Source organism: Botryobacter ruber (genome assembly GCF_003347595.2).
Taxonomy (GTDB): domain Bacteria; phylum Bacteroidota; class Bacteroidia; order Cytophagales; family Hymenobacteraceae; genus Pontibacter; species Pontibacter ruber_A.
The window spans coordinates 216,525-230,787 of the sequence record NZ_QCZK02000037.1 but is presented as its reverse complement, the minus strand read 5'-3'; the positions used below and the strand labels follow the sequence as shown (position 1 = coordinate 230,787).

General features: G+C 46.5%; 6 protein-coding genes. All 6 read right to left on the bottom strand.

Annotated features, from left to right (window positions below; genetic code table 11):
• Positions 1 to 503: 503 nt before the first annotated feature.
• The 6 genes from DCW36_RS11630 to DCW36_RS11605 all read right to left on the bottom strand — a co-directional run bounded on the left by DCW36_RS11630 (position 504) and on the right by DCW36_RS11605 (position 14,105).
• Positions 504 to 1,481: an alpha/beta hydrolase gene (locus DCW36_RS11630; protein WP_114778778.1), complete on the bottom strand. Its 978-nt coding sequence runs from the start codon at positions 1,479 to 1,481 to the stop codon at positions 504 to 506.
• A gap of 393 nt (positions 1,482 to 1,874) precedes the next feature.
• Positions 1,875 to 3,560, bottom strand: a complete 1,686-nt coding sequence (locus DCW36_RS11625) for a RagB/SusD family nutrient uptake outer membrane protein (RefSeq protein WP_114778776.1) — start codon at positions 3,558 to 3,560, stop codon at positions 1,875 to 1,877.
• A 41-nt stretch (positions 3,561 to 3,601) separates the two neighbouring features.
• Positions 3,602 to 6,937, bottom strand: a complete 3,336-nt coding sequence (locus tag DCW36_RS11620) for a SusC/RagA family TonB-linked outer membrane protein (protein ID WP_240676144.1) — start codon at positions 6,935 to 6,937, stop codon at positions 3,602 to 3,604.
• Between the two features lie 341 nt (positions 6,938 to 7,278).
• The gene (locus DCW36_RS11615) at positions 7,279 to 8,304 is read right to left on the bottom strand and encodes a FecR family protein (RefSeq protein ID WP_114778772.1); all 1,026 of its coding nucleotides are present in this window, start codon (positions 8,302 to 8,304) and stop codon (positions 7,279 to 7,281) included.
• 321 nt (positions 8,305 to 8,625) lie between these two features.
• Entirely contained in the window at positions 8,626 to 9,306 is a 681-nt protein-coding gene (locus DCW36_RS11610) for an RNA polymerase sigma-70 factor (protein WP_114778770.1), read from the bottom strand.
• A gap of 422 nt (positions 9,307 to 9,728) precedes the next feature.
• Positions 9,729 to 14,105, bottom strand: coding sequence for a hybrid sensor histidine kinase/response regulator transcription factor (locus DCW36_RS11605; RefSeq protein WP_164891109.1), 4,377 nt, complete (start codon positions 14,103 to 14,105; stop codon positions 9,729 to 9,731).
• Positions 14,106 to 14,263: the final 158 nt, after the last annotated feature.

The following is a 14,263-nucleotide window of genomic DNA, read 5'->3' as shown; positions in this document are numbered from 1 at the left end:
CTATCGGGAATCCTCGTGAAGCAAAATTGCAACAGGCGAAAAAACTAACATTTGTTTAACATAGAACACCCACCAGTGCAAACAGCTTTCACAGCTTAGTTTCTAAAACAAATATACCCGGATTGGGGAGGTCTGAATTTTAAAAATTGGTAAAAAGCTTCCAAAAACTGTTATTTCACGTCAAAAAAAATGTTTTTGGCACCATATCCCTCCTTCTACCGGATAGTAAAAAGGACTTTCTACTTTAAAAAATGGAATAGCTGGTCTATTTGCAGTTCGCCCACAAGATCCACTTACGGCTTAGGGCTGTTTCATTCTAACCTTTTGTGTCATTTCGATGGGTTACACTATTTCAAAGTGCTTAAAGTTTAACATGACAGCGTTAAATGTTTCTTACTCTTAGTGTATGTTCATCTGTATCTACTTGCTCCCTTTTTCATTGTTAACTTTCGCGCTCGTCGGCCGCGCGGCCGCGTTTTCGCATCCGTCGCTGTCTGCAGGAACTACTCCTTGGCTGCCTTCGAATTTTCTTTGAACACTTTGTCCAGGAAGTGAAGCGTGTACTGCAGGGTAGGCTCGAACCAGGGCGAAAAAAGCCAGAACGAATGGGGGGTATCTGGTATGTAGTAGGACTCGTAATGAATGCCTTCTGCCTCCAGCACCTTTATCATGTCCCCTTTTCCGGCATGGAAGCGCGGGTGGGAGCTGGCGATAAACAACACCGGTGGTGTGTTTTTGCCGACGTGCGTAAGGGCGGATGCCTCTGCCCAGGTTTCCGGAACCTCGCTGGAGGTGCCTCCCAGCCACTGGGCTGCCACGGTACCTTCCACCGATTCGGGATGTTTGAAGGCTAACACACCATCTACATTCACAACGGCCTGCACCGCGCTGGAGTGGTTCAGATAATCCCCTTCCCCTTCCAGCTTCGCCAGGCCATTGGTTGTGCCGAGCAGCGAGGCCAGTTGCGCGCCGGCAGAAGTGCCGTAGGTGGCCATTCTGGTGGTATCTAACTTAAATTCTTTTGCGTGTGCCCGCATCCACCGCAGGGCCGCTTTCAGGTCGTGTACCGCTGCTGGGTAAGGCGCTTCCATCGAAAGGCGGTACTCTGCCGTTACCGCTACATAGCCCTGGGCCGCTAACTGCTGGGCCATGGGCCACTCCAGCTTTTTGTCGCCCGAGCGCCAGCCACCGCCATGAATCAGCAACACTCCCGGATAGCCGTTTTTGTTTTTTCTGGCTGGGTAAAACACATCCAGGTGCAATTCCCGGTCGCCGAGCTTCCGGTAGACAAGCTCTTTTTTGCTCTGTACGCCTTTGGGCAACTGCGCCTGAACCGGTTTAATAAACGGGTACTGCTTCTTCAGCTTTTGATAGGTACTGGCCACCGTGTAAGAAGTATCGCGGGGGAATGTGGCTTTTTGTGCCTGGGCGGCACTACAGAACAGCAAACAACAAAATAGCAGGCAGAATAATCTATTCATAACAGTTTTGTACACTAGGTAAAGGTAGTAACTTTTTCAGAAGTTTGGCAAAGCAACAGGTTGGCTTCGTTCTTAAGAATTCTGCTGCACCTGCCACCACAGCCTCTGCTCCTGTCTACAGGTAAGTTGTTACAGCCTCATCGCACTTTTCAAGGTTTAAGCTAAAACGCAGTTACATCAATAATTGCTTTTAGTTTAATTAAGTTTACAAGGTTAAAAGTAGCGACAGAGTTCTTTTAATTGTTTAAGTAAGTCCATAATAAAATGGCCAGTCTACTTAACTACTAATGATTTTGCCTGAAGCAGAAAGGCAGGCTGGGCATTTTATGGTTTCAGGTAGTCCAATAAACAGCAGCCAGTAAAGCTTGTGTTTACTGGCTGCTGACATTCCACTTAATTATATCCTACATTTTGCTTAAACTCCGCCTTGTTCTCTAACACATCAATTTCGATTTGCGGGATAGGCCGTAAGAGGTGGTAATCCTGGATATTGGGAGCTGCATCGGGATTGTATAATTTAACGCGCTCTACCAGTTTACCTGTACGTTTCAGGTCAAACCACCGTAGCTGTTCACCAGCTAATTCACGGGCTCTCTCATCCAAAATAAAGTCGATGTTCATGTCAGATGCTTGTACCATCATAGCATCTACTTTACCAGGCAGGGCTGCCCTTTCCCTTACTTTGTTTACAAAGTCCGCCGCTTCGCCGTTCTTACCCAGTTTCATGCTTGCTTCGGCAGCAATCAAGTACATTTCGGCAAGCCTGAACACAAACACATCTCTTTTACTTTCTACTACGTTCACCGTAGAGCGGGAAGGATCATGGAATTTCCATAAAGCATGGTATCTCCAGCGTGGTTCTTTAGGCACCCCGTTTGGCTCATAAATATCATTGATATCATAAACAGTATACGGCTTTGATGCTTTCTGTTCTTCGCTAAGAGACTCTTTGGAAACAACTACAACCGTGTCACCAAGAGTCATTCCGTCCGGCAATGTTTTTGGGTCATTGGCAAACCAGGCCGTTCTGAAAGAACCTTTGTATCTCGCATCTTTTGTTTCATCATACAGGTCCAGCAGGTATTTGGAAGGCATATATTGCAGTAGTGCCCTGCCGGTTTCCAGGGTTCCGGTATATCCCTTCAGGCCTACAAAGAAAGGCAGGTAGAGCAAGTGCGAGTGGTTTCCGCCCTCCCATAACCAGAAGTACCCTAAGTCGTCGTACCGGCCGTAATCGTTAAACGTGTTGTTTGCAGCGTAATTTACAAACCAGATTACTTCCTTGTTGGTGCTGCCGCTGCTGTTCTCTATGTCCCACAGATCTTTATAACTGCTGTTTAACGCGAAGCCATAATCATTAATTACTTTTTTGGCATAAAGCAAAGCGTTTTCATTATCATTTCTGGTCAGGTACACCCGGGCCAGCATGGCGGCCACCGCTGGCTGCGTTACTCGTCCGCCTTCGGGCGCAACTTTGCCATTCAGGTTGTTGAACGCAATGGTTAAATCCTCGATTATCTGTTTGTAAACATCATCAACAGGAGCACGGGTTGCCATTACTTCCGGCGCTACGGTTTCCTTTAAGCGAAGCGGAATCGGACCGAATGTTTCTACGAGGTGGTAGTAGTAGAATGCTCTTAAAAAACGGGCTTCTCCTTCTCTTACCGCTTTTAAATTATCCGCAAGCGGCGATTCCGGCAGCCTTTCTATGGCCGTGTTGCATGCATTTATTCCTTTGTAAAAGGATTTCCAGACAAAGTAAAGGCCGGTGCCGTTGGTGTTGGCGCCTTGCATCAGGGCATTGTAGCTGTAGTGCGGGTACGTGTTACCAGCCGTATTACCGTAGAGCATTTCATCGGTTCCTGCTTCGGTGAGCAGGTGCCCGATTACCTTGCCATACCAGATACGGGTGGGCGCATAACAGGCATTCACGATGCCTTCCATGCCTTCTGCCGTTTTATAGAAATTATCTGCCGTAACATCGTTCCGGTTTACCTCTTCCAGGAAATCGGAGCATGACGAAAAAACGCCTGTAACGAAAGCTGCTAACAGCACGACTTTTATATAAACTCTTTTCATATTCTTTCTAATTTAAACCTTTATCAATTTTTCCGGCTGCACTACAGTCCTATGTTTAAGCCGAACACCAGTTGCTTGGTAAGCGGGAAATCCAATGAGCCGCCTCTTTCGGGGTCATAATCGCCTATCCTGCTGAAAGTAAAGTAGTTCTTAGCTGTGCCATAGAGGGTAATATCAAGAGGCGCTCCTTTCCCCAGTTGGGTTTTGAAGTTATAGGCCAGGCGCACATCCTTAATTTTAATAAAAGAACCGTCTTTGTACTTTAAGGTAGACAGGTAAGGGTCGGCGCTTCGGCTGGGGCGTGGATAGGCATTGGTAGGATTTTCAGGTGTCCAGTAGTCTACTACGGCAGCTGTGTGGCCCGGGTAAAAATAGCCATGGTAGTCGCTGCTAATGGTCTGGCCAACACGTGCAAAGGTTAATACAGACAGGGAAAGATTTTTGTAGGTAAAATTGTTGTTGAAACCGCCCGTCCACTTCGGCGTGGCCTGCCCTACAATTATCATATCTTTGTCGGCCGTAATTTTGCCATCGCCATCCTGGTCCTTCACCTTAATCATGCCGGGCTTGTTGTTCTGATGGTATTTTAATGCCTCGTCTGCCTCCTCCTGCTGCCAGATGCCAATTTTCTCGTAATCGTAGAAAACGCGGGTTGGTTGACCGATAAACCACCTGTTACCAATATCATTTCCGGCACGGCTCAATTCTACAATCTGTTCGTTAAAGGTGGAAATATTGAAGTCGCTTGTCCAGGTAAAGTTTTTAGTGGCCACGTTCACACTGGAGAGCACCACATCAATGCCGTGCGTTTTGGTTTTGCCGATGTTTGCAATTGTGGAGCTATATCCTGTTAAGGAAGGCAGGATACGGTCCATCAGGAGATCGTCTGTTTTGGTGCTGTACGCATCTACAGTACCGCTGATGCGGTTGCTGAAGAGACTGAAATCAAGACCGAAGTTGAGGGTGGCTGTGGTTTCCCAGCCCAGCTCTTTGTTGGCCAGCAGCTTGGGCCAGTAACCGAAAGCCGCTGTTTCGTCAAACGAAAAGGCTACACGCGATAAGCTTCCCTGTGTCTGGTAAGGCGTAACGGCGCTGTTTCCTGAAACACCGTAACTGGTTCTGATTTTTAAATCGGAGAACACATTTTTAAGTCCTGAAAATACTGGTTCTTCTACCAGACGCCAGGCAACGGCTACCGACGGAAAGTAGGCCCATTTGTGTCCTTCAGCCAATACGGAGGAGCCATCTGCCCTTAAGGAACCTGTTAGCAGGTAACGGTCTTTAAACTTGTAGTTAACACGGCCAAAAAAGGAGCTCAGGGCACTTTCGGTCAGTCGGCTGTTCGTAATGATGTCGCGGCTGTTGGTGCCCAGATTATAAAACTGCGACGAGGCGTAGGGCTGGTTTTTTCCTTCAGCTGAAAGAAGCGTCGCCCGGTTTTTAATTAAGCTGTTACCGGCCATCACGGTAATGGCATGGTTGTTCAGTTCGGCGTTGTAGGTCAGAAAGTTTTCCCAGGTAAAGCCGTTCGATTTGTTGTCTATCTGGGCTGCGCGTGAAAAACCGCTGTTAACACCCGACAAGGTGGTATTGGCACTTTCGAAAACTCCCTGGTGCGTGGAGTTGATATCTACCCCGATATTTGTCCGGAAAGACAGGTTTTTCATAATTTTCAGGTCGCCGAAGCCTTGCCAGAACAGGTGATTGATGGTGGTTTTGTTCACATAATCTTCTGCACTTTCGTCGAACAGGGGGTTCAGGGCCAGCGAACCACCCGGGAAAGGATATTTACGAATGGTACCGTCTTCGTTGTATGGCATACCCAGCGGGCTGTTCTTTATCAGGTTCCAGAAGCTGGTATTCCGCCTGTCCTGCTTAGAAGTGTTGAAGTTGATGATGGTGCCTATTTTTACCCTATCTGCTACCTGGTGGTCGATGTTAAGGTGCTGGACAAAACGGTTGAGCTGGTCGTTTACAAGCAGGCCCTTTTCCTTAAAGAATTCGGAAGAGAGGCGGAAGGTGGTTTTCTCGGAACCGCCTGAAATAGCGATGTGGTTGTTCTGCACCGTTCCGTTATGCACCATCAGATCTACCCAGTTGGTATTCACCCCGTTATTTATCCGCTCCATGGCATCGTTAAAAATTTTGGGGTCGTCGGCAGGACTGCTCCACTGCCCTGCTGACCGGTGCTCTTCCCGCCAGTAATCTACCAGTTGCGGGGTGTTGGTAATGGACGGAAAGGCGGTGAGTGTGTTTACGCCAACATAGTTGTTAAATTCAATTTTAGTTTTGCCTGCTTGTCCGCCTTTGGTTGTAATCAGGATAACGCCATTGGCACCCCTCGAACCATAAATAGCCGTAGAGGAGGCATCTTTCAGCACTTCAACCGAAGCGATGTCGTTGGGGTTGATGTCGACATACGAACTATACTGAATGCCGTCCACTATAATGAGCGGTGCGTTGGAGGCTCTTAACGAGCGGTTGCCCCTTAAGGTAAAGCTCATGGCAGCACCCGTTTCGCCACTGCTGCGGGTAAGGTCTAAACCGGCCACTTTGCCTTGTAACGATTCCAGCACGTTGGTTACCGGTGTAGAAGTTATCTGCTCCTGCGTAACCGACACAACGGCTCCCGTTAAGTCCGATTTTTTAACAGTACCATAGCCAATAACCACCACTTCTTCGAGTGCTTTATAATCTAAAGACATGGTAACATTGATTGCTGCCCGGTTATTAATAGGTACTTCCTTTGTCTGGTATCCTACAAACGAGAAAAGCAATGTTCCCTCCCCACTCGGTACTGTTAGCAGATATTTACCATCAACATCAGTGGCAGTACCCGTTGAAGTCCCTTTCAGCAATACCGTTACACCGGGTATCGGATCGCCCTTATCATCTGTAATTCTACCAGCTACAGTTTTAGCTGTCTGTGCTTTTGCCAGTTCAGTATCCTGTACCTGAAGGCTATTGATACCGGTAAGCAGTTGGGCATGTTCAAAGTTTCGTACAGGGAGTCCTTCTGATTTAGTAGCTGGTGTTATCAGATATGTGCCATCCTTCGATTTTTTGAACTGCAGGTCGAACGATTTCAATATCAACTCCAGGTTTTGCTCCAGCGAGAGGTTTAGCTTTATTACGCTTTCCGGCACAACCAGGTCTTTCACCGCCTGGTCCGAGAACAGGATGTCTACCTTGTAATATTCTCTAAAGCTATGTAGGGCGTCTTTTAATTTAACAGTAGCCGTATTACCGGGTTTTTGAGGGACATTTTGTGAAGGGGGTGTGAATGCCAGACTTTGGGCCTTACTATGAGGCTGCAAACCGCAGAGTAAGGCAATCAGCATACCGCATGAACCTAACCTGTAAACTTTCTTCTTCATATGAGGAGGGATAAAATGTTGAAATAAAACATCTCAGAGTTATCATTTAAAACCGGAAAGCTAAAATACAGGCAATAGCTTTCCCGGCTACCGAATAGCATTTTTTCAAATACCATTAAGATATAGCTATAGCAAGACGACGCGCTGCTGTAACTATAGCAATGGTATTACAGGATGTAATAAATTATCTTTGTATGAGAGAAATTAACTGTGCTTTTTTGCAGGAGCCTTACCTGTACTTATCAAAATAAGCCTGCATGGAATATTGAATCCACCGTAAAACTAACATTCGTTAATCTTTGCAAACATGTATGTTCAGGTTTTCCTTAGGAGCACCTTATTTATTTTTCGGTCAGAATTACGTTAGCATCCTGCCGTTCTACACGAATATTTAAAATCTCCGAAAGTGCCTGCAGCAGTTCGTCTGCGTTGCTCGCCTTGAACGACCCGGATACGGTTACGCTTGAGGTATCAATCGCCCCAGTTTCTACCGTTAAGCCATAGTTATCGCGGAGGATTTCGCTAATCTCGCCCAACGAGGTTTTGTCGAAAATAAATTGCCCGTTCTGCCAGGCAGAATAATTTTCAGGATGCTTTACTTTTTTCAGGGTGAGCTGCTTTTGTCCATGATCCACCGTCACCAAATCGCCTGGTGCCATAATGAGCGGCGTAGCAGCCTGTTTGATTTCTTCTTTATACAGCACCTTTACCTTCCCCTCCTGCAGTACCACTTTGGTGTCCTGGTCGCGGGCAGTTACGTTAAACACTGTGCCCAGCACTTCGACCTGAAAAACAGAATCAGTAGAGACTACAAATTTTTTATCGTCGGGCGTGTGCACCACCGAAAACTTTGCTTCTCCGCTTAACTGCACATTGCGGCTATACTTCCCGAAACCAAAGCGCGGTACACGAAGTGTCGAATTTTCGTTCAGGGTTACCTGGCTGCCATCTTCCAGTAACAACTGGCTTATTTCACCGCTGCCGGTGGCAAAGCTTTTATACAGGATAGCCTCCCGAAATTGCCAGGCGCCAACGTGCACCAGAAACAACACAGCGGCAGCAACCATCCACCGCTGCCAGCGCCCAGACTTCCGCACCGGCTCATCCTGCACCTGGTTCTCATCGGCCTCTACAGTCAGGCGGCTTGCCTGCTCAAGCTTTTCATGAAACCTGGCAATTCCTGCATGAACGTCTGCTGGGTATTGCGGAAACCTGGTCTCCCACTCATGCAGACAGGCATAGAAGAATTCTTCATTAGCAGCCTCTTCCTCCATCCAACGCTCTATTAGCCGCTTCTGCAGGGGCGTTGCCTGCCCTGCGAAATAAGCGTGTAATAGCTCTCGTGTAACTAATGATTGTGATGGCATCTTTCTGTGTTATAATAGTAAGACAACTGAACCTGAAAAAACCCTTACGCGAAACGAAAATATTTTTTATTTTTTTTCAGAAGCTCTTCCTAGGGCGGCAAATACTTGTTTTTTTGAGGGTTTAGGCAGCAAAACAGTTGACTGCACCTGCCACCACAGCCACTGCACCACAACAAGGCCGCATCAGAAAAGCAGGAGGTATATTTTGCGGGAGAAGAAAGAATGGAGGCAGGCTAAATCAGGATTTTGTTGAGGAGGTGCGGTTTTTATTAGAAAAAATAGAAACGACTTACCCGGAAAAGCAAGGGCTGTAAAAAAAACTTAGCAGAGGCCACACAGGAACAGCACCAGGAATAACCAATGCCTGGAAAGAAACTCCCGCACATGCTGGCTCCCTTTCCTGATCTGTACCTCCACCGTCCGGGGCGAGAGCTGCAGTTCTTCCGCTATTTCAGCATATTTTTTGTCTTCAAAGCGGTGCATCAGGTAAATTTTCCGGCACTGGGCGGGAAGCGCGTTGATAGCAGCTTCTACCTGCTGGCACAGCTCGTCATACTCCACAACAGCGTCAGGCTGCTGTGCAAACGATGTGGCAGTGGATTCATAAGCAGCATCCAACTCAACGGACCGCGTAGCCTCCAACTTCAGGTAGTTATAGGCCCGGTTACGAACACTTTTGTACAGGAAGGCGCGGTAAGAAGTGGTTATTTCATGGAAAGTGCCCTTCAAATAAAACTGGCAGAACACATCTGACACAATATCTTCCGCAATGGTTCGGGAGTAAACAAAGCGCGCGGCATGGCTGCATAAGCCCTTGTAATAATACTGGAAAAGCAACTCGCAACCCTGTTTCGGGTCTGTCTCGAAAGCTTTCCTGATGAGCAGCTCGTTATCTGGTAGGGCAGCATTCTGCTCGCCTACAGACAGATCAGAAGCAACTGCATCCGATGTGGTTATGCAAACTTCCTTCTCTACAGATAACAAATCTTTAATCATTTCCATACTTGTCCGGGCAGAAGTTAATTTTCAACTGGCACTGTTATGAAACTTAATTCACCTTACTCCTATCACAGCTTACCTGCTGCTTTTCATTTCTGAAGACACAATAACTAACAATAGTTTGTAAAAATAAAAATTAAATTTGTTCCATGCCAACGTTTGCACAAACATTTTTTTCTGTCATCTAGCCCAAAGGCTTCCAGCAATGTTTTGTTGTTCAAAGATTTACATTAAGAAACAGAATTATCAGTCTGAATTTAAACTTGGAATAGCTGCTTGTCAGACTTCTTCTTTGGCAGCTTGATTTGGAGAAAAAGAATGTTGGACAAGAAGAGCATATACTTGCCAATGGCCTTTGTTTTTAATAATCAGATGAGCTGCAAAGGTTACCACAATCACAAAAAGGGGTCTTTGTTGCAGTTTCCTTACACCTGCTCTACTTTTAATTTCTTCAGGTATTCAGATGGCGTACAATTATATTTCTTTTTAAAGCAGGTACTAAAGTAACCGGCACTGTTAAAACCAACACTATAGGCGATTTCCGATATGTTGGCTTCACCGGCGTCCATTAGCTGCTTTCCTCTTTGCAGGCGCATATCGCGCACAAATTCCACAGGGGCTAAATTAGTAAGGCTGCTGAACTTTTTATAAAACGTTGTTCTGCCCATGCCAGCCGTTTCTGCCACTGCATCGATGCTAAAGTCCGGGTCCGACATGCCATCTTCAACTATTTTGATTACTTCCGTTAAAAACGCTTCGTCTTTGGATGTAATTACAATCTCGCCCGGACTAAGTTCAAGCTGTTTTTTATCGGAAAGCAGGTGATCAAAAATTTTCTTGCGCTGCGCCAGCAGGTTCTTAACAGAAGCAAGTATAAAATCAGTCTGGAAAGGCTTGGTAATATAATAGTCGGCGCCATAATTCAATCCTTCTATCTGGTGCTCTACCGATGTTTTTGCCGTAAGCAGAATAACCGGAATATGGCTTGTGGCCTCCGTATTTTTGAGTTTGTCGAGCAACTGGATACCATCCATTTTAGGCATCATGATGTCACTTATGACCAGGTCCGGGAGCAGTTTTAGAGCTTTTGCCTGTCCTTCTTCGCCATCCTCAGCCTCTTCTACGCGGTAGGCTTTCCCTAACTGATCTGCCAGGAATCTTCGCAACTCCCCGTTATCTTCTACAAGCAGTACCAGGGGCAATGCGCTCTGAACTGCCGGTACGGCTTCCGTTACTTCTTCAGCAGAAAGCAACTCAAGCGGCAGGGCCGGCTGCCCTTGCTCCGCAGCTGTTGGTTCTACAGCAACAATCTCCTCAGGGTGGAAATGCTCTTTTCCGTCTTTTAAAGCAACCGTTACTGTCAATCCTTCGGAAGCATTGTTGTGGGCGAATATTTTACCATGGTGCAGCTCCACAAATTCTTTTGCAAGCGCAAGGCCAATCCCAGTGCCACCGGTATTGTTTCCTTCTTGTTTCTCTACTTCATAATAGAGTTCAAAAATAGCTGCAAGCTTGTCGTTTGGCACCCCAACCCCCTGGTCAATTACCTTGATGGTAAAAGCGTCGTTGCCCGTGTGCTTAATTTCGATGGTAATTACTTTCCCGTTTGGCGTAAACTTCAGCGCATTGGAGAGCAGGTTGTAGAGCACGATGTCTATTTTCTCGGCATCGAGCCAGGCATACAGCTCCTTTACATTGGAAACCGTTTGAAGCAGGATCTGTTTTTCGGCGGCAGCTTCAGCGAAGTGACTGCTGATTTCCTTTACCAGCGACACCACTTCTACCTGCGCAATTTTCAGTTTCATTTTGCCACTCTGCGCTTTCCTGAAGTCGAGTAACTGGTTGATAAAGCGCACCATGCGACTGGTGTTCTTGCGCACCACCTTTATGTACTCGCGGCCTTTTGGCGACAATTCTTCCTGGTTTGCAATAGCCTCAATCGGGTTCACAATCAAGGTTAGGGGTGTGCGCAGCTCATGCGAAATATTGGTAAAAAACCGCAGTTTTAAGTCCGTCAGTTTCTGTTCAATTGAAATTCTGTTTCGCAGTTTTATCATCGAAAAAGCAACTCGCCTTATTATCTCGAGCAGCGTTAGCGTGAGCAGGATGTAGAGCAGGTAAGCCCAGGTAGTTCGCCAAATGGGAGGGTGAATAGTGATCGCTAATTTTTTGGAAGGGATGCTTTCATATATTTCCGGGTCCAGGCTTTTTACTTCGAAGGTATAGTGGCCAGGCGGCAAGTTAGTATAAACAGCACGGTGCTGATTTTTTACATGATGCCATTGCTCATCAAAACCAGCTAAGCGATACGCATAGGCCTGTTTACTACCCCAATAATGATCCAGCACAGTAAAATCGATCCCCAGGATATTCTGATCATGGGCGAGCGCAATCTGCCGGGTGTTGTTAATGTTGTACTTGAGTGGCGAATTTTTTCCGGCCGGCGCTACATCTTTGTTGTTAACCTGTAAATTAGTAAAAGCCATGTTGGCCCGGAGCTTTTTGTTACTGATTTCAGCCGGATTAAAGGACAGGTAGCCATTCCTGGTACCAAAAAGCAACCTGCCATTCGCGAGCTTTGCGGCAGCTGTTTCCGAGAATTTTGCTTTGGGCAAGCCATCGTACGAGTCGTAGTTTCTGAACTGCTGCTTGCCGGGGTCGAACCTGGAAATACCCTTTTCAGTAGCCAACCACAGGTGGCCGCTGTTATCTTCTACCGCACTTAAGATGTAATCATTGGATAAGCCATCTTCTTTTGTAAAAGCCCGAAATTTCAGTTTGTTGTTTTTCGTAACGACAGCTTTGTTCAAACCACCTCCGGAAGTACACAGCCACATGGTGTTCCGGCTGTCCTTCAGAACAAACTGCACATCGTTGTTTCCAAGGCTCGCCTTATCTCCTGCTCTTTTCTGGTAGGTTTCAAATGTAAAGCCTGCTTCCGGATCGGACTTTACAACCAGCAAGCCATCCGTTGTACCTGCCCAAACAGCGCCATCAGGCCCCTCATTCAAATGCCTTACCTTCTCAAAAAATCCTTTCAGATGATGCCGTAAAAGGTTCTTATCGTTTAAAAACCGGGTTTTACCAGCAGTCTGCTCCACCAGGTTCAGGCCGCCACCATAGGTACCTACCCATATCCTGCCTTTGCTATCCTCGAGTATGCAGTAGAGTTGTTCATTATTCAGGCTATAGGGGTCATTGGGGTCGGGCATGAAATGTGTCAGACGGTACTTTGAGCGGGTATTATCCTGGGGTACTGCCTTATATAAACCATTTCCTTTTGTTGCAAGCCATAAATTATGCTGCCGGTCTTCCAGCATGCAATAGATCCCCGAGCCAAAGTCAGCTTCGGAATCCAACAAGCCTGTTACAACTTTCCCCTGCTCGTACACATACAGTTCCGCCCCCTTCGTAGCTATCCAGGTTCTGTTTTTGCTATCCTGGAAAATATATCGTATTTCATTTTCGGATTTATTTGCCGTATGCTGCACCAGGACCTGGTGATCAAAATAATTTTCCTGAAATATTATTTTATTTAATCCTCTGTCGTTGGTGCACATCCACATGACGCCTGCAGGATCTAAATAAAGAGAACTCACGAAATTGGAAAACTGCTGGTCGGGGCTGCCGGGTTTATTGTAGAAATAGTTGATATCATTTGTTGTGGAATCGTAATAGCCGAACCCGCCGCCCTGCATGCTTACCCAGATCCTTTTTTGGTGATCTTCGAAAATATGATAAAACTTAATGGAAGGATGAAAGGTAGCATCTTTGGGCTGAACAAAATGTTTGAACTCCCTGGTAGCCGGGTTAAACATGATTGCCCCCTGGCTTTCCGGCTCTATCCACAACAGCCCTGCGTTATCTTCAAAAATAGAAAGGAAAGCTCCCTTTCCGGGCATAGAAGCAACCGAGGTTTGTACACCTGAAAGATTTAAGGTGATGAGCTGCCTTCCGGAATTGGAGAGGTAAAGCACCTGCTTTTTCCTGGACAGGCAAAGCGAATTGATGCTGCTGTCGCTGGCTTTGTGCTTCCTGACGCGGTTTGTCTTTTTATCAAATGTAACCAGGGTGCCCTCTCCCGTCCCAAACCAGAGTTTATTGGTGCCTTCCAGCACAGCGGTAAAATTCAGTTTGTTTAAAGAATCGGAGCGTATGATTTTAAGGGCATAATTGCCTGCTTTATTCCGGGTAAGCCGACTGAGTCCGTGGGGCGATCCAATCCAGATAGTGCCGGATTTATCCGGGTAGAAAAAGTTGAGTTGGCTGCTTGAACGCGATTGGCCGGTTATCTGCTCGTGCGTAAACCTGCTGATAGATGGCTGTGCTGACGTTGCCTTGCTTACACAGTAAACGCCCTGATTTTTGGTTGTTAACCAGATGTACCCATTCTTTCCCAGAATAACTTTATCAAAAACAATACTTTTATACCCCTTCCGGTTCAGTAGCTCTTCCAGCGAAAAAAAGCTCTCTGTTTTTTTATCAAAACGGTAAATCTGGTTGTCATAGGCTTTCAGCCATAAAAAACCTGCCTCGTCTTCTACAATGCTTACGATCCTGTTATTCTTTAGCTTGGAGTTGTCGCCCGGGTAGGCTTTGTAAGCTACGAAGTCATGCCCGTCGAAGCGGTTTATGCCGTCCCAGGTGCCAAACCACATAAACCCTTCGCGATCTTTGAGCATGGAGGTGACGTTATCATGCGACAAACCTTCCTCGGTCGTATAACGCTCAATTTTACACTTCAGCTGTGCCCTTACCTGTGTTGTTACCCCTAATAAGCACACACCTATGATCAACTTCAACAGTACCGCTATTCTACGCATAAAACAGATAAACTCTCTCCAAACTCAAAACAGGCTAACTTAAGCTCTAGCAATATACCGCTATTCCGACACTCTGTCAAGCGGGAACATCCGGATTGACCAGGACGACCCGGAACATTGTTTATCTGGCTGAAACA

Bases quoted from the DNA above. Each gene is read 5' to 3' on its own strand.
- DCW36_RS11615 (WP_114778772.1), bottom strand. From the start codon at position 8,304: ATGCCATCACAATCATTAGTTACACGAGAGCTATTACACGCTTATTTC.
- DCW36_RS11625 (WP_114778776.1), bottom strand. From the start codon at position 3,560: ATGAAAAGAGTTTATATAAAAGTCGTGCTGTTAGCAGCTTTCGTTACA.
- DCW36_RS11630 (WP_114778778.1), bottom strand. From the start codon at position 1,481: ATGAATAGATTATTCTGCCTGCTATTTTGTTGTTTGCTGTTCTGTAGT.
- DCW36_RS11620 (WP_240676144.1), bottom strand. From the start codon at position 6,937: ATGAAGAAGAAAGTTTACAGGTTAGGTTCATGCGGTATGCTGATTGCC.
- DCW36_RS11610 (WP_114778770.1), bottom strand. From the start codon at position 9,306: ATGGAAATGATTAAAGATTTGTTATCTGTAGAGAAGGAAGTTTGCATA.